This window comes from Rummeliibacillus sp. G93 (assembly GCF_023515935.1).
Taxonomy (GTDB): Bacteria; Bacillota; Bacilli; order Bacillales_A; family Planococcaceae; genus Rummeliibacillus; species Rummeliibacillus stabekisii.
Map to the genome: position 1 here is coordinate 3,220,890 of NZ_CP097314.1, position 23,171 is coordinate 3,244,060.

The 23,171-nt window shown below is 38.8% G+C and carries 24 protein-coding genes; 2 read left to right on the top strand and 22 right to left on the bottom strand.

The annotated features are described in order from the left end of the window. Positions 1-5: 5 nt before the first annotated feature. The gene (gene yycF, locus M2M59_RS16305) at positions 6-716 is read right to left on the bottom strand and encodes a response regulator YycF (protein WP_066791156.1); all 711 of its coding nucleotides are present in this window, start codon (positions 714-716) and stop codon (positions 6-8) included. A gap of 493 nt (positions 717-1,209) precedes the next feature. Between yycF and M2M59_RS16310 the strand changes: the two genes are divergently transcribed. Beyond that, positions 1,210-2,130, top strand: a complete 921-nt coding sequence (locus M2M59_RS16310) for a YitT family protein (protein WP_147197605.1) — start codon at positions 1,210-1,212, stop codon at positions 2,128-2,130. A gap of 61 nt (positions 2,131-2,191) precedes the next feature. Here M2M59_RS16310 and M2M59_RS16315 read toward each other — a convergent pair whose 3' ends face one another. The 11 genes from M2M59_RS16315 to M2M59_RS16365 form a co-directional block, all read right to left on the bottom strand. Continuing rightward, the gene (locus M2M59_RS16315) at positions 2,192-3,481 is read right to left on the bottom strand and encodes an adenylosuccinate synthase (RefSeq protein WP_147197607.1); all 1,290 of its coding nucleotides are present in this window, start codon (positions 3,479-3,481) and stop codon (positions 2,192-2,194) included. A 286-nt stretch (positions 3,482-3,767) separates the two neighbouring features. Beyond that, positions 3,768-5,123, bottom strand: a complete 1,356-nt coding sequence (dnaB, locus tag M2M59_RS16320) for a replicative DNA helicase (RefSeq protein WP_066791160.1) — start codon at positions 5,121-5,123, stop codon at positions 3,768-3,770. A 12-nt stretch (positions 5,124-5,135) separates the two neighbouring features. Next, positions 5,136-5,585, bottom strand: coding sequence for a 50S ribosomal protein L9 (rplI, locus tag M2M59_RS16325; RefSeq protein ID WP_066791164.1), 450 nt, complete (start codon positions 5,583-5,585; stop codon positions 5,136-5,138). Further along, positions 5,582-7,558, bottom strand: coding sequence for a DHH family phosphoesterase (locus M2M59_RS16330; protein ID WP_147197609.1), 1,977 nt, complete (start codon positions 7,556-7,558; stop codon positions 5,582-5,584). Before M2M59_RS16330 ends, rplI begins: the two co-directional genes overlap by 4 nt. Positions 7,559-7,571: 13 nt before the next feature. Further along, entirely contained in the window at positions 7,572-8,513 is a 942-nt protein-coding gene (locus M2M59_RS16335) for a YybS family protein (protein WP_249775118.1), read from the bottom strand. 291 nt (positions 8,514-8,804) lie between these two features. Then, positions 8,805-9,041 carry a 30S ribosomal protein S18 gene (gene rpsR, locus M2M59_RS16340; RefSeq protein ID WP_066791170.1) on the bottom strand — a complete coding sequence of 79 codons (237 nt, stop codon included), beginning with the start codon at positions 9,039-9,041 and terminating at the stop codon, positions 8,805-8,807. Positions 9,042-9,092: 51 nt separating this feature from the next. Continuing rightward, positions 9,093-9,647, bottom strand: coding sequence for a single-stranded DNA-binding protein (ssb, locus tag M2M59_RS16345; RefSeq protein ID WP_066791172.1), 555 nt, complete (start codon positions 9,645-9,647; stop codon positions 9,093-9,095). 41 nt (positions 9,648-9,688) lie between these two features. Then, the gene (rpsF, locus tag M2M59_RS16350) at positions 9,689-9,979 is read right to left on the bottom strand and encodes a 30S ribosomal protein S6 (RefSeq protein WP_147197613.1); all 291 of its coding nucleotides are present in this window, start codon (positions 9,977-9,979) and stop codon (positions 9,689-9,691) included. Between the two features lie 208 nt (positions 9,980-10,187). Further along, on the bottom strand, positions 10,188-11,288 hold the full coding sequence (gene ychF, locus M2M59_RS16355; RefSeq protein ID WP_147197615.1) for a redox-regulated ATPase YchF: 1,101 nt from the start codon (positions 11,286-11,288) through the stop codon (positions 10,188-10,190). Between the two features lie 76 nt (positions 11,289-11,364). After that, complete coding sequence (locus M2M59_RS16360; protein ID WP_221298017.1) at positions 11,365-11,559, bottom strand: DUF951 domain-containing protein; 195 nt, start codon at positions 11,557-11,559, stop codon at positions 11,365-11,367. A gap of 23 nt (positions 11,560-11,582) precedes the next feature. Beyond that, positions 11,583-12,482, bottom strand: coding sequence for a mechanosensitive ion channel family protein (locus M2M59_RS16365; RefSeq protein WP_223823615.1), 900 nt, complete (start codon positions 12,480-12,482; stop codon positions 11,583-11,585). A 73-nt stretch (positions 12,483-12,555) separates the two neighbouring features. Between M2M59_RS16365 and yyaC the strand changes: the two genes are divergently transcribed. Further along, positions 12,556-13,152 carry a spore protease YyaC gene (gene yyaC / locus M2M59_RS16370; protein WP_249775119.1) on the top strand — a complete coding sequence of 199 codons (597 nt, stop codon included), beginning with the start codon at positions 12,556-12,558 and terminating at the stop codon, positions 13,150-13,152. Here the strand turns inward: yyaC and M2M59_RS16375 are convergent. The 10 genes from M2M59_RS16375 to rpmH form a co-directional block, all read right to left on the bottom strand. Beyond that, positions 13,111-13,815, bottom strand: a complete 705-nt coding sequence (locus M2M59_RS16375; protein ID WP_249775120.1) for a DUF554 domain-containing protein — start codon at positions 13,813-13,815, stop codon at positions 13,111-13,113. The two genes, yyaC and M2M59_RS16375, sit on opposite strands and share 42 nt — an antisense overlap. 11 nt (positions 13,816-13,826) lie before the next feature. After that, complete coding sequence (locus M2M59_RS16380; protein ID WP_249775121.1) at positions 13,827-14,666, bottom strand: ParB/RepB/Spo0J family partition protein; 840 nt, start codon at positions 14,664-14,666, stop codon at positions 13,827-13,829. After that, positions 14,659-15,420, bottom strand: coding sequence for a ParA family protein (locus M2M59_RS16385; protein ID WP_147197623.1), 762 nt, complete (start codon positions 15,418-15,420; stop codon positions 14,659-14,661). Before M2M59_RS16385 ends, M2M59_RS16380 begins: the two co-directional genes overlap by 8 nt. Before the next feature lie 273 nt (positions 15,421-15,693). Beyond that, positions 15,694-16,554 (bottom strand): nucleoid occlusion protein, encoded by an 861-nt coding sequence (noc, locus tag M2M59_RS16390; RefSeq protein WP_147197625.1) that lies wholly within the window; start codon positions 16,552-16,554, stop codon positions 15,694-15,696. A gap of 180 nt (positions 16,555-16,734) precedes the next feature. Further along, complete coding sequence (gene rsmG / locus M2M59_RS16395; protein WP_249775122.1) at positions 16,735-17,451, bottom strand: 16S rRNA (guanine(527)-N(7))-methyltransferase RsmG; 717 nt, start codon at positions 17,449-17,451, stop codon at positions 16,735-16,737. A 92-nt stretch (positions 17,452-17,543) separates the two neighbouring features. Further along, positions 17,544-19,430 (bottom strand): tRNA uridine-5-carboxymethylaminomethyl(34) synthesis enzyme MnmG, encoded by a 1,887-nt coding sequence (gene mnmG, locus M2M59_RS16400; RefSeq protein ID WP_249775123.1) that lies wholly within the window; start codon positions 19,428-19,430, stop codon positions 17,544-17,546. Between the two features lie 60 nt (positions 19,431-19,490). Continuing rightward, positions 19,491-20,876, bottom strand: a complete 1,386-nt coding sequence (gene mnmE / locus M2M59_RS16405) for a tRNA uridine-5-carboxymethylaminomethyl(34) synthesis GTPase MnmE (protein WP_249775124.1) — start codon at positions 20,874-20,876, stop codon at positions 19,491-19,493. 211 nt (positions 20,877-21,087) lie between these two features. After that, complete coding sequence (gene jag / locus M2M59_RS16410) at positions 21,088-21,900, bottom strand: RNA-binding cell elongation regulator Jag/EloR (protein ID WP_249775125.1); 813 nt, start codon at positions 21,898-21,900, stop codon at positions 21,088-21,090. A gap of 106 nt (positions 21,901-22,006) precedes the next feature. Then, positions 22,007-22,387 carry a ribonuclease P protein component gene (rnpA, locus tag M2M59_RS16415; RefSeq protein WP_066791199.1) on the bottom strand — a complete coding sequence of 127 codons (381 nt, stop codon included), beginning with the start codon at positions 22,385-22,387 and terminating at the stop codon, positions 22,007-22,009. Positions 22,388-22,471: 84 nt separating this feature from the next. Beyond that, positions 22,472-22,606, bottom strand: a complete 135-nt coding sequence (gene rpmH / locus M2M59_RS16420; protein ID WP_066791201.1) for a 50S ribosomal protein L34 — start codon at positions 22,604-22,606, stop codon at positions 22,472-22,474. Positions 22,607-23,171: the final 565 nt, after the last annotated feature.

The following is a 23,171-nucleotide window of genomic DNA, read 5'->3' on the forward strand; positions in this document are numbered from 1 at the left end:
TTCTTTTACTCCTGTTCAGGATTTCTTAAATAATAGCCAACGCCTCGGCGAGTGACAATCCATGCTGGATGACTCGGGTTATCTTCAATTTTTTCACGAAGTCGACGAATGGTCACATCTACTGTGCGGACGTCTCCAAAGTAATCATAGCCCCAAACAGTTTGTAGTAAGTGCTCGCGCGTCATAACTTGTCCGATATGCTTAGCCAAGTAATGAAGTAATTCAAACTCACGGTGTGTTAATTCAATTGCTTCATCTCTTTTTAATACAAGGTATGCATCTGGCTGAATGACAAGCGATCCTACTACGATATCATTGTTCTCTTCAACTGCTTCTTCAGCTACTGCCACAGTTTGGTGTCTACGCATATTTGCTTTCACCCTTGCAATCAATTCTCGTGTGCTAAAAGGTTTAGTCACATAATCATCAGCGCCAAGCTCTAAACCTAGCACCTTATCAATCTCTGAATCTTTCGCTGTCAGCATAATGATAGGCAAGTCATATTTTTTTCGTACTTCACGGCATACTTCCATACCATCTCTTTTGGGCAACATAATATCTAAAAGCATTAAATCAGGTTTAATTTCCTCTACCTTTTTTAATGCTTCATCTCCATCATATGCACAGACAACTTTATAGCCTTCCTTAATTAAATTAAATTGCAGTATATCTGCGATTGGCTTTTCATCGTCCACTACTAAAATCGTCTTATCCAATATATATTCCCCTTCCTTACTCCGGTCTTTTTCTATTCTATCAATACTCTACCATTCTTAAGTTTGCGTTGCATCTTTAAAAACCCCCTTCGACATTTCCTGGGGAATAATTTCGCTATGAATCGACACATCGACTATATGTCCTATTTAATTTTACCATACTTCAGCTATTTTCATTGAGATTTAGAACGGTCATAAGGGCTTATTTTATCCCCTACATTTCTCCTATAATATGCATTTCTTTTTAAAAGTTTTAACAAAGCCATGCTTTTTACTTCTTAAAAACCGAATTTTCCGATATTATAGAGATATAGGGTGACACTTTGCTAAAAGGATGATAATTCATCTAATTTGGTTATTAGTGGAACTAATTGGGCTTTACGGATGAATAGGTCTATGGCTTAAAATTGTGATTAGCTAATTCTTCGCCAAGGATCTTTCTATTTGTAAGTCTGGTTAAACTATTATTCTACAAAAAGATTGGAGAGATTTTATGAGTGATGCAAACCGACAGAAACAGCAGCCGGTTTTGCCAAAGGGCATAGAAGTAAATAAACTGAAGAAAACACAGTCTAAAAAGAGGCTGGCACAAAGAACTATTATGGTCATCGTTGGTGCATGCATAACTGCTATTGCCCTTAGCCTGTTCCTCGTTCCCAACAACATTTTAGACGGAGGCATTGTCGGCGTTTCTATAATTATTTCCCATTTAACTCATCTGCCACTAGGCGTATTTATTTTCCTCCTTAATATCCCTTTTATTTTCCTCGGTTATAAGCAAATTGGGAAAACATTCGCATTATCAACTGCACTCGGTATTACTACTTTATCTGTCGCAACACTTCTCTTGGAACATGTAAAACCCGTTACCCAAGATTTGCTGTTATCCACTGTTTTCGGAGGAATCATCCTTGGTATCGGAGTTGGCCTTGTCATTCGATCAGGCGGTTCACTTGATGGTACAGAGGTATTAGCTATACTTTTTAATAAAAAACTCCCATTCTCCGTAGGCGAAATCATCATGTTTTTTAACCTCATTATCTTCACAGTAGCTGGATTTGTATTCACATGGGAACAAGCAATGTATTCAGGGCTAGCTTACTTTATTGCTTACAAAATGATTGATATTACCATTCAGGGTCTCGACGAATCGAAGGCGGTTTATATTATCAGTGATGAATACGATGAAATCGGGCAAGCAATTATTGACCGTTTGGGCCGTGGCGTTACCTATCTAAATGGTGAGGGTGCTTATACGGGAGACACGAAGAAAGTGATCTTCACAGTGATCACGCGTTTAGAAGAATCAAAGCTCACAACGATTGTTAGCGAACTTGACGAACATGCCTTTCTTGCCATTGGCAATATTGCTGAAGTGCGTGGAGGACGTTTTAAGAAGAAGGATATCCATTAATAAAAGGCAATCCCTCGAAAAGAGGGGATTGCCTTTTGACTTTTATATGATGGGGTTAGAATTACGCGTCCCACACATTAAGCAGTACATTAGTTTGATCACGATCTGGTCCCACTGAGAATGTTGCAATGCGGATACCAGTTAGCTCACTTACACGTTTTACATAGTTTCTTGCGTTCTCAGGCAACTCATCTAGCGTTTTGCATCCTGTGACATCCTCTGTCCATCCAGGAAGCTCTTCGTAGATTGGTTTGCAGCCTTCAATTGCGTGAAGAGTTGCAGGGTATTCTGTAATAATTTCACCATTATATTCATACGCTGTACAGATCTTTACAGTTTCAAGACCAGTTAACACATCGATTGAGTTTAATGCTAAATCTGTAATACCTGATACGCGGCGAGAATGGCGGACAACTACGGAGTCAAACCAGCCTACTCGGCGTGGACGGCCTGTTGTTGTACCATATTCTCGTCCAACTTCACGAATTTGTTGGCCAATTTCATCAAATAATTCAGTTGGGAACGGTCCATCTCCTACGCGTGAAGTATAAGCTTTACTTACACCGATCACACGGTTTACTTGTGATGGGCCTACGCCAGCACCTGTTGCAACGCCACCAGCAACTGGATTGGATGAAGTGACATATGGATATGTGCCATGGTCTACATCCAGCATAACGCCTTGTGCACCCTCAAATAGTACCTTATTGCCCTCTTCTAGCACATCGCTAAGAATCTTAGATGTATCTGTTACATACTGAGCAATTTCTTGACCATATTGGTAAAATGCTTCAAAAATATCTTCAAATTTCAAAGGTTCTACACCATAGTATTTTTCAAAAAGACGGTTTTTCATTTCTAAGTTTGTACGTAGCTTTTCTTCGAATACTTTTTTATCTAGTAGATCTGCGATACGGATACCAATTCGCTGTACCTTATCAATATAACATGGGCCAATTCCTTTGCAGGTTGTTCCAATTTTTTGGTCACCGCGGGCTTCCTCATCTACTTTATCTTGGTAAATATGATACGGCAGAATAACGTGAGCTCGATTTGAGATGCGTAAATTCTCTGTGCTTACGCCTCTTTCTTGTAGTCCTTTTAATTCTTCAACAAGTGATTTGGGGTTGATTACCATACCATTCCCCATAATGGACATTTTTTCTTTATAAAAAATGCCTGAAGGGATTAAATGCAATTTATACGTTTCCCCTTCAAATTGGATTGTATGGCCTGCATTATCACCACCAGAATAGCGGGCGATGGCTTCAGCTTCTTTCGATAAGAAGTCGGTAATTTTCCCTTTTCCTTCGTCTCCCCATTGTGTTCCTACTACTACAACTGATGTCATAATCAGCACCTCCGTCAGGCACATTCATTGCACCCTGATTCAAACAGACTTATTGTAACAACGAAAATAGGCCAAGTCAATACAAGATGGCTAAAATATACGAACATGTAATAGAAGTCAGACTACAATGTTCGTTTTTTTAATAGTAAAGTTATAGACTTTGGGTAATATTACCTCAATAGAGTGTTAGTTCCGTTTTGCATAGAATTCCTTCCTTTTCTTGCTCCAAGATTAACTACCCATTCTGGCAATAAAAAAAAGAGCATTAAATGTAATGCTCTCACAACTAAAAGCCAGCAGGTACGTCTGCTGTCCAATCTACGCTAACAAATTTATTGTATTCTTTTTTAAATGCCAACTTCACCGTATCTGTCGGGCCATTACGCTGTTTGGCAACAATAATTTCAATTGTATTGGCGTCTTCTGTCTCTTTATCATAATAATCTTCACGGTATAGGAATGCTACGATATCAGCATCCTGCTCAATACTTCCAGACTCCCGCAAATCACTCATCATCGGACGTTTATCTTGTCGCTGTTCAACACCACGAGATAATTGGGATAGCGCAATAACAGGCACTTCTAACTCACGTGCCAATGCTTTTAGTGAACGAGATATTTCTGATACTTCTTGCTGTCTATTTTGACCTGCTCCACCGCTGCCTTGAATCAATTGTAAGTAGTCGATCAAAATCATGCCAAGTCCTTGTTCTTGTTTAAGACGACGACATTTGGCACGTATTTCACTTACACGTACACCAGCTGCATCATCGATATAGATGCCTGCTCTGGATAATGTACCTGTCGCCATCGTAAGCTTTCGCCAGTCTTCTGAATTGAGAGCGCCTGTCCGTAAGACTTGTGCGTCGATATTACCCTCAGCACACAGCATACGCATGACAAGCTGTTCAGCACCCATTTCCAAAGAGAAAATAGCAACATTCTCCTCTGTTAAGGTACCAACAGCTTGTGCCACATTCAGCGCAAAGGCGGTTTTCCCTACTGAAGGACGCGCAGCAACGATGATTAAATCTCCTCGCTGGAATCCTGCTGTTAGACGGTCTAAATCACGGAAACCTGTTGGGATTCCCGTGATATCACCTTGGCGATTTTGAAGTTTCTCCACATTGGCATATGTCTCAACAAGCACGTCTTTGACATGTTTGAAGTCACCGGCATTCTTTCGATTGGCTACTTCCATTACTTTGCTCTCTGCTTCAGCAAGAAGTGCGTCTACTTCATCTTCACGCGTATAGCCATCTTCGACTATTTTTGTTGCCACACGTATTAAACGGCGAAGCAACGCCTTTTCTGAAACGATATGAGCGTAGTAGCTGACATTAGCTGCTGTTGGGACAGCATTCGCAATTTCCGTAATATAAGAAATACCGCCAATATCCTCAAGCTCATTATGCGAAGATAACTCTTCCGTTACCGTAATAACATCAATCGCTTTTCCTTGGTCGCTTAAGCGCAACATTGTTTGGAAAATCATTTGGTGTGCCGTACGATAAAAATCTTCTGGTAACAGTACTTCTGAAGCGGTAATCAAAGCTTGCGGCTCAAGAAAAATAGCGCCAATTACGGATTGTTCAGCTTCTTGATTGTGCGGTGGAATACGGTCCAATTGTGGATCGTTCATACTGTCTCTCCCTTATTCTTGTTCTGCAACATGTACTTTCAATGCAGCAGATACTTCATGATGAAGCTTAACAGGAACTTTCGTTACGCCTAATGTACGAATCGCATCTTTCATTTCCATTTTTCTTTTATCAATTTTGATGCCAAAGTCTTTTTGTAGCTGTTCTACAATTTGTTTAGACGTAATAGAACCAAATAATCGGCCATCTTTTCCTGGTTTAGCTGTTAATTCAACTGTTAAGCCCTCTAATTTTTCCTTTAATGCTTTTGCGTCTTCTAATTCTTGGGCTGCATCAAGGGCAGCACGTTTATTTTGTGCATTCAATTGAGCTAGTGCAGCTGGAGTTGCTTCAACAGCACTTTTTTGCTTCAAAAGTACGTTACGTGCATAACCATCTGACACTTCTTTTGTTTCACCTTTTTTTCCTTGCCCTTTTACATCTTTTAAAAAGATCACTTTCATGATTCTTTTCCCCCTTCTATTACTTTATCTATAGCTACTTTTAGTCGTTCAATTGCTTCATCAATCGTATCTGCTTCTAATTGGCATGCTGCGTTTGTCAGATGTCCGCCTCCACCGAGTTCTTCCATTACTAGCTGAACATTCATTTCACCTAACGAGCGGGCGCTAATGCCAATTCTGCCATCACTACGATGTGCAATAACGAATGAGGCTGAAATATCTTTCATCGTCAACAAAATATCCGCTGTCTGCGCAATTAATACAGAGTTATAGATTTGATCATCATCACCACGAGCTATCGCCAATCCTTCATGGTAAAACTCTGCTGTCTGCACGATTTTGGAGCGTTCAATATAGGTTGTAATATCTTCTTTTAATAATCGTTGGACGAGTACCGTATCTGCCCCATTTGTACGCAAGTACGAAGCTGCCTCAAAAGTTCTAGCACCTGTACGCAATGTAAAGCTCTTGGTATCGACTATAATGCCAGCTAATAAGGCTGTCGCCTCCAACATAGATATTTTATCATCTTTCGGCTGATATTCTAGTAATTCGGTCACTAGCTCTGCAGTAGAAGATGCATATGGCTCCATGTAGACTAGCATCGGGCTTTTAACAAATTCTTCGCCCCGACGGTGATGGTCAATCACAACGACTTTATCTGTTTTATTTAATAGCTTTGCCTCTATCGTCATGCTTGGCTTATGTGTATCCACTATAATAAGCAGAGACTTCTCTGTCATTTTATCAATCGCAAGCTCTGGTGTAATAAAACGGTTATATAAGTCTGATTTCTCTTTTACCAACTGCATAAGACGATTAATGCTATTGTCTATATTGTCAAAATCAACGACAACATATCCTTTAACCCCGTTCATATCAGCCATCTTTCTCACACCGATAGCCGCGCCAATCGCATCCATATCAGGCATCTTGTGACCCATAACGAAAATTTGGTCACTGCCTTGGATTAAATCACGCAAAGCATGTGAAATAACCCTTGCACGGACTCTCGTGCGTTTTTCAACGGGATTCGTCTTACCGCCATAGAATCTTACTTTACCATTCGCTTCTTTAATTGCTACCTGGTCGCCACCACGACCTAAAACTAGGTCTAAACTGGACTGCGCTAACTCTCCTAATTCTATAAGTGATGTCGAGCTTGCCCCTACTCCAATACTTAACGTTAACGATAAATTTTGCTGAGCTGTAATTTCTCGTATATCATCAAGGATTGAAAAACGTTTTTTCTCTAGTTCTTGCAAAATGGACTCATTCAATATAGCTATAAAACGATCCGCAGCAATTCTTTTCAGGAAAATGCCGTTCGCATTGCTCCAGTTATTAACTAGCGAAGTCACAAGAGAATTTGTCTGGCTACGCGTTTGGTCATCCATCCCTTGTGTAATTTCGTCATAGTTATCAACAAACAGGATGGCGATCACTGTTCGATCTTCATTATATAACTCTTCGATTTCTACTTGTTCCGTAATATCAAAGAAGTAAATTAGTTTTTCCTCTGATCTATAGTAAGCCCTGTATTTGCGTTCATTTAGCGTTAAATTTAATTCGTTAGAGTCCTCATGCTTGATTAATGTATAAAAATCATCTGATAAAGAAAACAAATCTTCTCCAATCAATGACTCTTTATTTAAAATTTCGTGCATATACGGGTTGCACCATTCTATCTCATACTCATCCCCAACCAGTACAATCCCGATTGGCATCTCAAGCAACGCCTCTTCGCCCACTTTTTTCAAGCGGTATGAAAGCATCTCAATATGCTTTTCCGTTTCCTTATAGGTATCCATTTCAGCCTTCCAAGCAAGGATAAATACAAGGATAAGGATTAAACCATAAAGGATGCCGATCAATGCATTCCACATTAAGCAAATAACTATACTTGCTAAGCCAAGCAGCGACAGCATTAAAAGAGGATAACGTATTGGTCTTTTTCTAAAAAGAGAACCCATAAATCCCAACTCCTTATTTTCTTGTCATGTCACTTATTAGCTCGCGCAGTTGAAAGCCTAAATCAGCAATTCCTATCAAAGTGACAAATGAACTTAACGGAAAAGCTAAGATTGTAGCGACAACTGCTGTCCACTTCGGCCAACCTTTTTGATTTATGATGAAATGGATAAAGGATATTCCTTGAATCAAAAACAAAATGGTTAGAAGAAAGGATAGATTCAGTACTATGACATAAAGAAATGTTCCTTCTGCTGGCTTGATAAACAATGTTATTGCTAAGACAGCAAGATAATACCACAACATAGCTCGAGGTAAACGCAAGTCTTTGAACGGCTTAAATTTGGGTGCATTTAAGCCCAATCTACGCAATAAAGGTAACTGAACCGAAATCATTAACCAAGCAAATGCAAATACGCACAAGATGATTAGTGTAGGCATGCTTATCTGTATTGTATTAATCATCGTTTCGATCTGTTCACTGGAAAGCGGTGCTTGTCCGGTCATTGCCTTAGTCAATTCATTTGATTTTTCATAGCTTTTTCTTGCAGTTTCAATCATTTGTTTTATAAAATCCATATGAAAAAAGCGTACAGCAATCACATATTCAACGGAAATTACAACTAACGATGCTAAAGAAGTTGATAAAAATAAGAATCCCTTGCTCTTCTGTTTGCGTATGCCATATCCCACTATAAAAGCAACAATGCCAAATAAAACAGCCTGAGGAAGCGCTAAGAGGCCGCCAATTAAAAGGGACAGAATAATACTGATTGCAATAGCAGCTAACGAAAATTTACTTTCGTACTTTGCTGCATACCATGCTAAAGGCAGTGGCACGAACCAAACTGTTACAATATTGATGAGAGGCACGTAGGTTGAAATAGCTAATAATATTGTAAATAACGCAATCATCATTGCGCCCTGTGTCAATCTTCTTGTCTTGTTTTCCGGCATTTATAACCTTCCTTTTCTTATAGACAATCTACTATTTCATCTTACTATTGTACCATGTTTCGTGGTTGCAAACAAAAGCTCAAGGGGTATCTAGCTCTCCACCAAACTTGATTGAAACAGCAATCATTACTCTTATAAAAATTGTAAGAATCCTCTTGTTCCCCAGCTGGATAAATAACCCAAATTTTTTTTAGCGGCTTACTAGCGCCACTTAAATGGCTTAAACAAATAAAGAAATTAAGCTTTATATCGATAAAAAAAGACTAGCATAAGCTAGTCTTTTAACATTTATTATTTATCTTCTGCAGTGAATGGTAGTAAAGCCATTACACGAGCAACTTTGATTGCTGATGTAAGTTTACGTTGGTATTTAGCGCTTGTACCAGTCACACGGCGTGGAAGAATTTTTCCGCGCTCAGAGATGAATTTTTTTAGCAAATCAACATCTTTATAATCGATGTGTTTGATGTTATTAGAAGTGAAATAGCAAACTTTACGGCGTTTGCGGCCTCCTCTACGTGGTGCCATTGTGTAGTCCCTCCTCATAATCATTTTGTATTAACGTGTGGTAATCTCCTGCTAGAATGGAAGATCGTCTTCTGTTACGTCGACTTTCCCTCCGCCATTGTTATTCATTGGCGCAAATGGATCTTCATCTACACGTGTATAGTTTTGCTGATTAGGTGAGTGATTCTGTTGATATGATGGCTGTTGATAATTCCCTTCTTGAGAAGCACTGCCATATTGGCTGCCACCACCGTAAGACGGTTGGCCGCCATACGATTGGCTTGGTGCCGGACGATCTCCAGTTGCACTTCGTGGTTCTAAGAATTGGACACTATCTGCCACCACTTCTGTTGTGTATACACGCTTGCCGTCTTGACCTTCAAAACTGCCTGTTTGGATGCGGCCTTCAATCCCTGCAAGGCTTCCTTTATGCAAGAAGTTTGCAGTATTTTCAGCTTGTTTGCGCCAAACAACACAGTTGATGAAGTCGGCTTGCTTTTCACCTTGTTGATTAGAAAATGTTCTATTCACAGCTAATGTAAAACGAGCAACTGCTACACCATTTGGTGTGTAGCGAAGTTCCGGATCTTTTGTTAGCCTTCCGACTAATACGACGCGGTTAATCATCAGAATTCAACCCCCTTCTCTGCTTTTTTATTTATTATTAATTATTTTTCTTCTTCGCGAACTGCGATATGGCGAATGATATCTTCGCTGATGTTAGCTAAACGAGTGTATTCGTCGATCGCTTTTGTATCAGCGTTAGCTTTTACGATTTGATAGTAACCTTCACGGAAGTCTTCGATTTCATAAGCAAGACGGCGTTTGCCCCACTCTTTAGATTCGATGATTTCTGCTCCGTTAGAAGTTAGGATTTCGTCGAAACGTTCAACTAAAGCCTTTTTAGCTTCTTCTTCGATGTTTGGACGGATAATGTACATTAATTCATATGCTCTCATTTATAAGCACCTCCTTATGGACTTTGGCCAAATGAATGTCACTTGGCAAGGAGTTAGTAATATTTACTACTCACATCAATATATTGTACCACAAGAGATTGCTTTGGACAACTATTGAATTGAATTATTGTATATTTCATGTCTCCATAGATTAAGTAAATAAAAAACCATGTGATGCCTAATATCATCACATGGTTCTAATTATCAACTATACATTAAAGCGGAATAGCATAATGTCGCCATCTTGTACAACATACTCTTTTCCTTCAAGACGGACACGGCCAGCTTCTTTTGCTGCACTCATAGAACCGTATTGCATTAAATCATCGTAAGAAACAGTTTCAGCACGGATAAATCCACGCTCGAAGTCTGAGTGGATGACGCCCGCACATTGAGGAGCTTTCATACCTTTGCGGAAAGTCCAAGCTCTTACTTCTTGGACACCTGCTGTAAAGTAAGTGGCTAGGCCTAGCAAGCTATAAGAAGCTTTGATTAACTGATCTAGACCAGATTCTTCAATGCCTAGTTCTTCTAAAAACATAGCTTTTTCTTCATCGTCCAATACAGCAATTTCTTCTTCAATTTTAGCACAAACGACGATTACCTCTGCACCTTCTTTTGCAGCATAATCACGTACTGTTTGTACGTATTGATTGTTGCTTACATCCGCTACTTCATCTTCTGAAACGTTAGCTACGTAAAGCATTGGTTTTAGCGTTAGTAGATTTAAACTTTTGATAATTTTTAATTCTTCATCTGATAAATCAACTGAACGTGCAGGTTTTTCGTTTGCGAAAGCTTCTTTAACTTTTTCTAAAACCGGCGCTTCCACCATTGCTTCTTTATCTTTTTGACGAGCTAATTTTTCTACTTTTGCATATCGTTTATCAACCGATTCTAAGTCAGCAAGAATAAGCTCTAGATTAATTACTTCAATATCGCTGATAGGATCTACCTTTCCAGCAACATGTGTAATATTTTCATCTTCGAAACAGCGAACTACTTGCGTAATTGCATCCACTTCACGGATATGTGCCAAGAATTTATTTCCTAGACCTTCACCTTTGCTGGCACCTTTTACAATACCTGCTATATCAGTGAATTCAAATGCTGTGGGTACTGTTTTCTTTGGTTGGACTAATTTTGTTAATTCATCAAGACGCGCATCTGGCACTTCTACAATCCCTACGTTCGGGTCAATCGTTGCGAATGGATAGTTTGCTGCAAGTGCTCCTGCTTTTGTAATCGCATTAAATAAAGTGGATTTTCCTACGTTTGGCAATCCTACAATCCCTGCTGTTAAAGCCATTTTCCCACTACCTTTCCCTATACGTTCAAAAATTCATATTCAACCTGTCTATTATAGATATTCATTTATCAAATGTCTAATTTTCATAGGCTTCTGTTGGATTCGCCTGAACTAATACCTTTTTCATCTTTTTCTCAAATTCACGCCGTGGAATCATGACGCTGTGCTGACAGCCTTCACACTTCACGCGAATATCTGCGCCCATTCGGATAATCTTCCATCTATTTGTCCCGCAAGGATGCTGTTTTTTCATTTCTACTATATCATTCATCTCGTATAGCTTTTTTTCCACACTTACTCACCTTCCTCCGTTCTATTCATATTCCTTTCATAAACCATCATTTTAGGGAAAGGAATTTCTATATGATACGTATCAAATATTTCTTTAATATCTCTTCGAATCATTCGAGATACAGCAAAATGCTGCATTGGTAACGTTTCTACTGTAATTCGCAATGTGACTTCACCACCTGCTACATTTTGGACCCCTAGCAGTGTGGGCTCAGTCACAATTTCTTCGTGATTGGAAGGCAGTTTGCTCAAGTATTCTTCTATTAAACTTTCCGCCTTGGCTATATCATTATTATAAGCAATGCTGACATCAATTACAGCCACTGAATTATTGATAGAATAATTCACCACCTCTGAAATAGTCCCATTCGGTATAATATTGATTTCGCCAGCGCCCCCCTTAATTTTGGTTGTCCTCAGCCCAATTTCTATGACGGTACCTTCAACAGCTGAAATTTTGATATAGTCGCCAACGCCGAATTGGTCCTCAAATATAATGAAGAATCCGGTGATAACATCCTTTACCAAACTCTGTGCGCCAAACCCTACTGCTAAACCGACGATCCCAGCACCTGCCAGCAAACCAGCTACTTTAATATGCATAACTGAGAGAATAGCTATAATAGCTGAAAAGTATACAGCATATGAGATGATGCTTTGTAATAGCCGTAAAATGGTTCTATATCTTCGTTCTGCTGTAGGATTTAAAGCAATAGGACCATTTATACGTAGGTTGAAAAACTTAGTTATGGCTATTTTAGCAATACGCACAAGTATCATGGATAAGATAGCGATTGTAACAATTCTAATTGTGCCCCATCCTATGTTTTCCCAAAATTCCTCATTATGCAAAAGCTTGGTTAACTCTTCTGTGGGGTTACTAAAAAACTTTTGTAAACTCAATTATATGTCTCCTTTAGTATAAAAAGTTTCGAATATACGTATACTGCTGAAAAAAGAGAAAGTGAGATTACCTATGACACTCCCTATATCTAATTCGGCATTCTCATACGCATTGCATTATGAAGACTCTGGCGCCACTTGGCGGTTAAGTTCATTTCTATTAGAGCATATACCATTCCATCATGAAAATCTCGTATTTTGCTGTATCGGATCTGATCGTTCTACAGGAGATGCATTAGGCCCTTTAACCGGCAGTATCCTGTCAAACTTTGTATCATTTCCTTACAAAATCATTGGTTCATTAGAAGAACCGCTTCACGCACTGAATTTATCTCAAACAGTAGATTCATTTGAAAATCACAAAGTACCACCTTTTGTAGTAGCAATTGATGCATGCCTTGGTGATCAAAAGCGAATCGGCGAAATTCTTTTCCAACCTGGACCTTTGCTTCCTGGAAAGGCTGTAAAAAAAGAATTGCCACCAATAGGAGACGTCTCAATTAAGGGAATCGTCAACTTTGGCGGCTTCATGGAACACACTATATTGCAAACAACAAGACTCAATATCACCTATGAAATGAGCAACCGAATTGCCCGTGCCTTGTATCTTTCATGGCATCGCCATTCATTAAAAAAAGTGCATCAGCGTCACTATGAGAGCCACAATTAAAATAGCCGGAAGCATATTGGCAATGCGAATTTTAGCAAGTCCCATCATGCTTAATCCAATGGCTATAATCATAGCTCCCCCAGTAGCTGTGAGCTGTTGAACAAATGTATCTAAAACGTCAGCGGGTACAAAGCGGCTAATTTGGCCAGCAAATACGGCGATGACTCCTTCGTATATAAAGACTGACACAGCACCCAAAATCACACCGATACCTAACGTGGATGCTAGGAATATCGCAGTAAATCCGTCAATAATTCCCTTTGTTACTAGAACAGAATGATCGTTTCTTAATCCACTGTCGAGCGCACCTAAGATAGACATAGAGCCTATCGCGAAGATTAATGTACTTGTTATAAATGCTTGGGCGATATCTCCATTATCGCCTTTTTTGCTGATTTTGCTTTCGATCCATCTTCCGAATCGATTTAACTGCAAGTCCAGGTCAATCCACTCGCCCAATAACGTGCCAATAACAAGACTAACAATAACAATAATAAAGTTGTTACTTTTAATTCCCATTTGAATGCCCATCAGTATTACCGATAGCCCTATTACTTGCATGACAGCTTCTTTCATTTTATCGGGGATGCCTTGCAGGAACCTACCAATGATCGTTCCTACGATGATTAATAGCGCATCCACTAATGTACCTAATAATACCAATGAACATCCTCTCAATCCTCTAGTAATTCTAATATGCGTTCTAAATCATCTTCTGAGAAGAACTCAATTTCAATTTTACCTTTATTTTTTGTTTTTTTGATTAAAACATTCGTGCCAAAATAATCCCGTAGCTGCGATTCTTTTTCTTCTAAGAATATATCTTTCTTTCCTTTGTTCTTTGTTTCACGTGAAACATCCTCATTAAGAGATTGAACAAGTTCTTCCAATTGGCGGACATTAAGATGTTGCTTTATGACCTTTTCTGCCACAAGAGGTATTTGCTTTTTATTTTTCAATCCTAATAACGTTCTTCCATGTCCCATTGTTAAGGCACCATCATTGATATATTGCTGAATATCCTTTGGTAGTGACAGCAATCGTATATAATTGGCGATATGAGGACGGCTTTTTCCCAATCGTTGAGACAACTGATCTTGCGTCAGCTTTAGAGCCTCCAATAAACTTTGATACGCTTCTGCTTCTTCAATTGGTGATAAATCTTCTCGTTGAAGATTCTCTAAAATGGCCAACTCCATCATTTGCGCATCATCTAACTCACGGATAACAGCCGGCACCTCTATCAGTCCCGCTAATTGTGCTGCACGGAAGCGACGTTCGCCTACAACAATTTCATATTTAACTCTTTTCTTCCTTACTATAATCGGCTGTAGAATACCATGTTCCTTTATTGATTGAGCTAGCTCCTCTAATGCGGATTGATCAAATATCTTACGAGGCTGAAAAGGATTTGCTTTGATATCTTTGATAGCGATTTGCGTTACTTGATCTCTTTCAGATAAATCTTGTTCTTGAAAAAGCGCGCCCAAACCTTTGCCTAATCCTTTAGCCATTCTTAATCACCTCTCTCGCCAACTCCATATAAACTTCCGCTCCACGTGATTTGCGATCATATATAATGATAGGTTCACCATGGCTCGGAGCTTCACTTAAACGTACATTCCTTGGCACGATTGTTTTGTATACTTTGTCTTGAAAATACTTTTTTACTTCTTCAATTACTTGAAGTCCCAAATTCGTACGGGCATCTAGCATTGTCAGCAAAACACCATCAATGACAAGCTTGTTATTCAAATGCTTTTGGACTAAACGTATAGTAGACAACAATTGGCTTAAGCCTTCTAGTGCATAGTATTCACATTGCACTGGGATTAAGATTGCATCTGCTGCTGTAAGTGAGTTAATTGTTAATAAACCTAAAGAAGGTGGACAATCTATAATAATAAAATCATATTCTTTTTTCAGTTGATCAATGGCATGCTTTAAACGCACTTCTCTAGAGATTGTAGAAACCAACTCAATTTCTGCCCCAGCAAGCGCTATCGTAGCTGGTACAACATAGAGATTTTCCATTTTTGTTTGGGTAATAGCTTCATGTATAGGCTCATCATCAATAAGTACGTCGTAAATGCACTTTTCTACTTCCCCTTTATTGACTCCTACACCACTTGTTGCATTTCCTTGCGGATCCATATCGATTAATAATACCTTTTTTCCTAATTCAGCAAGGCACGCGCTTAAATTTACAGATGTTGTTGTTTTGCCAACGCCGCCTTTTTGATTTGCAATTGCTATTGTTCTTCCCATGGTGCACCTGCTTTCAATAACATTATTGAGTGTAACAAACATACCTTTTTCTACATTCTATCAAAAAAATACGTGTTCGGCTCCAATTTAAAAGAGTAAAATGCAAAAATTTAAAAGGCTCAGTTAATCATTATCTGGATTTTTCATAGCAAAATTTTAAGGGAATATGCTGTTTGACTTGGCTGCAATCTATTGTTTGAGTTCACTATGTAAAAGAACGCTTAAATAATCAAAAACCCTTATTCTATTGCTAGAGTAAGAGTTTTAGATGGGCTATTGCTTCTTTTTTGGTATCTTTACAGTAATTTGATAAAATTCGTCGTGTTCTTCTTCTTCCGTTTCCACGGAAATCCCCGTTTTATTTACCATTGTTAAAGATTGTCGAATTGTATTAAGGGCGATTCGGATATCTTTGCTAATCGCTTTACGTTTTGGTTTAGGTTTTTTTACCTTTTCAACCGGATTGGCAATTTCAACAATTCTTTGTTCCAGCTGCCTCACGTTATATCCTTTTTCAATTATTTCTTCCAATAATTGAAGCTGCAATTCTTCATCTTTAATGGGCACCAGTGCTCTTGCATGCCTTTCGGAAATGTCTCGTTTTAAAATGGCCTCTTGAATCGAATGAGGCAGCTTTAATAGGCGCAGTTTATTGGCAATCGTTGATTGACCTTTACCTAATCTTTGAGCAAGCGCTTCCTGCGTCAGCTCATGAAGCTCCAAAAGTCTTTGGTAAGCCTGAGCTTCTTCAATAGAAGTCAGTTCTTCTCGCTGCAAGTTTTCAATTAAAGCAACCGAAGCAGTTTCCTTGTCATTCATATCGCGAATAATAGCAGGCACTTCTAACCAGTTTAATGATTTCATCGCGCGGTAGCGTCGTTCGCCGGCGATAATCTCATATTTATCTTCTTCGTATTTACGAACAACTATTGGCTGAATTACCCCATGCGTATGAATTGTCCGGGCTAATTCCTCAATCTTGGCATCATCAAAAATTGTGCGAGGTTGATATCGATTGGGGCTAATCTTATCAATGGGGATATTGGAAACTGTCTCTTTATCCCTACCCTCGGTTTTTGAGGTGTTTTCTACTTTCTCACCACTTCCAAAAAAACGTGAAAAAGCACTTTTCATCCCTTGGCACCACCTTTTAGCAATATTTCCTTCTTTAATCCATTATGGATGAAGAATAGAGGCGACTATCTATCTATATATATTTTCTAACATTATACAAAAAGTAAGTATGTCCAATTATATTATAGTGTCTTTTAATCAAAAACGATAGATTCCTTTTTCGTTTCATGTGAAACATTTCTAGTGAATTGGAGATTTATTAGGCATACCGGCCTTACGTGGATATTTTTTTGGTGTGCTTTTTATCTTTTTGAATACATATATTGTACGTTCACTATTTTCTATTGGGAGTGAAAATTTATATTGATCCATCAGTTTAGTGCCAAGTACTTGAATTGCCTTTTTAGCATCCGTTAATTCTTCCTCACCACTGGCAGCTTTCATCGCAACAAAGATGCCATCATTCTTTACAAGTGGTGCGCACAACTCTGACAATACAGATAGCCGTGCGACTGCGCGTGCAGTTACTAGATCAAACTTTTCACGGTATTGCGCCATTTGTCCAAAGTCTTCAGCACGAGAATGAACAAATTGCATATTTTCTAGTTCTAATACATCGCTTAAGTGATGTAAAAATTGAATCCTTTTATTTAATGAATCAACAATCGTCACCTTTAAATGTGGGAAGCAAATTTTAATCGGAATACTCGGAAACCCAGCGCCAGCTCCTACATCGCAGAGTGATTCGATATCGTTAAAGTTTATATAAAAAGCAGCACTAATCGAGTCATAAAAATGCTTTAAATAAACAGAAGGTTGATCAGTGATCGCAGTTAAATTCATTTTTTCGTTCCATTCGACTAATGTTTCAAAATATAAATGGAATTGCTGTGCTTGCTTCTCTGATAACTCTATTCCTTGCTCTTTTAATGATTGCATAAACTGTTCTTCGTTCATGTTATTCCCCTTTCATAGTGCTGCGAAGGCTCTCATCTAATTAATAGTAGACATGCACTGCCAAGTAGGCATGCATGTCTAGGATTTATTATCTATACTTTTGCTATCTTACCATGTTCTATATACACTAGTAAAATTGATATATCGGCAGGATTTACTCCTGAAATACGTGAAGCTTGGGCAACTGAAAGCGGACGGACTTCTTTAAGTTTTTCTTTTGCTTCTGTTGCAATCCCTGAAATGGCATCATAATCGATGTTCTCAGGAATCTTTTTGCCTTCCATTTTCTTCAGCTTTTCGACTTGTTGAAGAGCTTTCTCAATATATCCTTCATATTTTACTTGAATTTCAACTTGTTCCTTTACTTCTTCATTCAGTTCCACTTCAGATGGTGCGAAGGCTGAAACGAATGCATAATTTGCTTCTGGACGTTTTAATAAATCTGTTCCTCGGATGCCATCTTTTAATGGACTGCTGCCTATTTCTGCAAGAGCAGCTTGTGTTTGCTCATTTGGTTTTATAATGATATCGTGCAATCTTGCAATCTCATTCTCCACTTGTTCTTTTTTAACTAAGAAGCGTTCATAGCGTTCTTGTGAGATAAGACCTGCTTGATAAGCACGTTCTGATAAACGAATGTCAGCATTATCATGGCGAAGGAGCAATCTATATTCCGCGCGTGATGTAAGAAGGCGATAAGGTTCATTTGTCCCTTTTGTCACTAAGTCATCTATAAGTACGCCAATATAAGCATCTGCGCGACCTAGAATCATTTCTTCCTTATCAAGAGCTTTTGCAGCTGCATTGATGCCGGCCATTAAACCTTGACCTGCTGCTTCCTCATATCCAGATGTACCGTTAATTTGGCCAGCAGTGTACAGATTTTGGATGCGCTTTGTTTCAAGCGTTGGCCATAATTGTGTTGGTACAATCGCATCATATTCAATCGCATAACCAGCGCGCATCATTTCTGCTTTTTCAAGCCCTGGTATGGTTTCAAGCATTTTGCGTTGGATATGTTCAGGTAAGCTTGTTGATAGTCCTTGTACATAGACTTCTTGTGTATTGCGTCCTTCTGGCTCCAAGAATAATTGGTGGCGTGGTTTGTCATTGAAGCGTACAATCTTCGTTTCAATTGACGGACAATAACGTGGGCCTGTCCCTGTAATCACGCCAGTAAACATTGGTGATTGTTCTAAATTATCATTAATGATTTGATGCGTTTCCGGACTTGTATAGGTTAACCAGCATGGAATTTGATCTGTGATGAATTCTGTCGTTTCATAGCTGAATGCACGTGGTTCAGGATCTCCAGGTTGGATTTCCGTTTTACTGTAATCAATGGTCTTGCTGTTCACACGCGGTGGCGTACCTGTTTTAAATCGTACCATTTCAAAACCGATTTCTCGCAAGTTATCCGCCAGTTTGATAGATGGTTGTTGGTTGTTTGGTCCGCTTGAGTATTTTAAGTCGCCAATGATAATTTCACCACGCAAGAAAGTTCCTGTTGTAATAATGACAGTCGAAGCGCGATAAATTCCACCTACTTGTGTAATAACACCCTTTACTTTATCATCTTCAATAATCAGTTCATCAACCATAGCTTGGTGAATTGTCAGATTTTCTTGTTCCTCTAATAGCTTTTTCATTTCTTGTTGGTATAAGACTTTGTCTGCTTGTGCACGTAATGCACGAACAGCAGGACCTTTACCGGTATTGAGCATACGCATTTGAATATGCGTTTTATCAATTACTTTGCCCATTGCTCCGCCCATTGCGTCGATTTCACGGACAACAATACCTTTTGCCGGTCCTCCTACTGATGGGTTGCATGGCATAAAGGCTATCATATCTAAGTTGATCGTTAACACTAATGTTTTAGCGCCCATGCGAGCGGAAGCGTATGCTGCTTCAACACCTGCATGACCTGCGCCTATGACGATAACATCGAACGTGCCTGCTTCATAATTTGTTGGCATGCTCGTTACTTCCTTTCTATAGTAAGAATTAGTTTGATGCTTTCTCTTTGCTAGGGAGTTTTATTTTCCTAAGCAGAATTGAGAGAAAAGCTGATTAATAAGGCTATCTTGCACCGTATCCCCGACAATTTCGCCGAGAATCTCCCATGCACGTGTTACATCTATTTGAATCATATCGACAGGCACGCCTGCTTCCGCTGCAGTAATCGCATCTTGAATACGATCAAGTGCTTGATGCAACAATGCAATATGGCGAGCATTCGATACATACGTTAAGTCATTTGCTTCAACAGAACCTTCGAAGAATAGTGCTGCAATTGCTTCCTCTAGTTCTGCTACACCCTCTTCTTGCAACAATGAAGTCGACACAACTCTTCTTTCTCCTGCAAGTTGTTTTACTTCATCTATATCTATTTTTTGAGTCAAATCTGTTTTATTGACTACAACAATATAATCCATGTTTTGAATAGTATCAAATAAACGTCTATCTTCTTCGGTCAATTCCTCATGGTAGTTGACAACGAGCAATATAAGATCTGCCTCTTTTAAAACTTGTCTCGATCTTTCTACTCCGATACGTTCGACAATATCTTCTGTTTCACGTATCCCCGCTGTATCTACCAAGCGTAATGGAACGCCGCGTACATTGACGTATTCTTCTATAATATCACGTGTTGTTCCTGCAACATCAGTGACAATAGCTTTATTTTCTTGTACTAAACTATTTAAGAGAGAAGATTTTCCCACATTTGGACGCCCTAATATAACGGTCGATAAACCCTCACGCAAAATTTTTCCTTGTGACGAAGTTTGAAGAAGTTTCTCGACTTCGCTCTTTACCCATGTGGCCTTTTCTAACATTAGTGGAATGGTCATTTCTTCTACATCATCGTATTCGGGATAATCAATATTTACTTCTACCTGTGCTAATACCTCAATCAATGCTTGTCTTAATTGGTTAATTAATCGTGACAATTTACCATCCATTTGATTTAGCGCTACGTTCATCGCTCTGTCTGTTTTAGCACGAATTAAATCCATCACAGCTTCTGCTTGCGATAAATCGATACGGCCATTTAAAAATGCCCGTTTTGTAAACTCGCCTGGCTCTGCCATTCTTGCACCATTACGTAGGACAAGCTGCAGTACTCGATTGACAGAGACTAATCCGCCATGGCAATTAATTTCTACTACATCTTCACGTGTAAAGGTTTTTGGCCCTCTCATGAGCGAGACCATAACTTCTTCTACTACCTCACCCGTTTCTACCTCTTTTAAATGCCCATAATGAATGGTATGGGATTTTTTTGAGGATAATTTTTTACCACTTGGCAAACTGAAAATCCGGTCTGCAATTTCTACCGCTTGGTCACCGCTTAATCGAACAATGGCGATCGCTCCTTCTCCCATCGGAGTCGAAATCGCTGCAATAGTATCAAATTCCATTAGTGAACAAACCTCCTATATATAAATAAAACTTTAATCTGTGTATTGTTTTCCACAGCGTATTAGTTGAACAGTTCAATATTTAGCTCAATAAAAATTATCCACATGTGGATAATTTTATTTTTCTATTCTAGCACTTAATCTTACCATAAAAGTGCAAAAAAATAAGTCCTTCTCGTCTGGGGAGAAGGACTCTTTCACAATCCTTAAGTTAAGCTCGTATAGGTTCAATGACTAAATGCCTCTTGGTGTCTTCGCCTTTTGAGTAGGTTTCAACGTCTAAACGGTCTGCCAAAATATGGTGTATAATTTTACGCTCATTTGAAGGCATTGGCTCTAGTTCTACCTTTTTGCCTGTATAGACTGCTTTATCGGCCATTTTGTTCGCCAATACTTCTAATGATTGCTTTCTTTTTTCACGGTAATTCCCTACATCCAGTTTCACCATAATGAAGCGTTTGACATACTGGTGGGCAACTAATTGTGCCAATTCCTGTAGAGCATTTAATGTGTTACCTCTTTTACCAATAAGCAATGCAGCTGAGTTGGTTGATAGATTAAATTGTATCACTTTACCTTGTTGTACTGTCTCTATATGGAGATCAGAGATGGAAAGCTGCTTGGAAATATCGGATAGATATTCTTCTACTTTAGAAATAGCTAGTTCATAATCATTGCGTTCAAACGGAACTTCAGCATTTTCGCTGGTTGTTTGTATTTCGAGATTTTCTTCAATAGTACTTAAACTACTGCCAATCTGCGGTTCTGCCACTTCAGATTGACCATTCTCAACCGGCTCTGCTTTTTCTTGAAGCGGTTCTGCAGCCTCTTGTACAGCAAAGGGTTTTTGTGCTTGCTTTTCTGTGACTCGGATCTGCGCCTTTTTAGAACCAAAACCTAAAAAACCTTTTTTTGCTTCTTGGAGAATTTCAACATCTACTTGTTTACGGGTAAGGTTAAGCTCATGCAAGGCAAGCAAAAGTGCTTCCTCTACAGTTGCGCCTGTTTGCGTAATCTGTTTCATATCTGGGCTCCTCCTCTTCGCAGGCTTTGTTTGATGTGCTAAAAGCTCATTAGCATGGCTCTTCGCCATGTGGCCATTAGCAGAAATCCCTGCAAAATTGAATGATTTACTTTATTCTACCATGCGGTTTCTTTTGGTCTCTACTGCTTCTCTTCATTACCTTTGCAATTTTTAATACATGCATTAGGCTTTTCTTTGTTTCGTGAAAATCTAAATCGGCCGCCGGGTTCCTGGCGATAATGACGTAGTCCATATGCTGCTGCAATTCACCATCTAGTTCTAAAAAACTTTGGCGGACATAACGTTTAATTTGGTTTCTTGTGACTGCCTTTGCTACTTTTTTATTAATGGATAAACCAATCCTAAACTCAGTTTGCTTCTCCTTTTCAAGGAAGTAAACGACAAACTGCCGATTGGCGAATGACTTTCCTTTTTTGAATACCTTTTGAAAGTCTTCATTCTTTTTAATTCTGCGGCGTTTTTTCATTTTTCACCTGCTTATTCCTCTTTTTCTTCTCCTACGTATAATAAAAGAAAAAAAGACCACTGAGTTTATTCAGTGGACTCATGGTTATGCTGATAATACTTTTCTTCCTTTACGGCGACGAGCAGCGATCACTTTACGACCGTTTTTAGTAGCCATACGTGCGCGGAAGCCATGTACTTTACTATGCTTACGTTTTTTTGGTTGGTATGTGCGTTTCATTATATGACACCTCCTGATGAAAGTCTATTAATTCAATACTACAGACAGTCTTGCATATTATAGCTATTAGCAGCCAACTTTGTCAACTGTCTTCTGTAAATACATAATCTCAACTGTTTTATTTCTCTGCTTAAAATTATCCACAGATCTATCCCTCTTCTCTCAAATAAACCTGTGAACATATTTTTTTCGCTAAATTTTATCCACAACACTTGCTGACAACTTTTGCACAAGTTCAAACCGTGTGGATAAAGTGATATGCATAATTATGCATTGTGTGGATAACATCTCAGAAACACTTGTCAGACAACATTTTTCTTGCTACAATTGTTGTGCTTCATTCTGTCGATAAATTTATAGCTTCAGATTTTATCCACAAATGTTAATAACCTGTGGATAATGATATCCACGCTATCAGGACAGTGTTTATCCACAGGATGTGTTTACTGTGATTAATATATCATTAATCTACTTAATTCGTTATTATTTTTAATTCATAGACAAACTACTATCTTGAAAAAATGAAAAAAATCATAGACCAGTATTTTAGAAAAGGAGAAGCGCC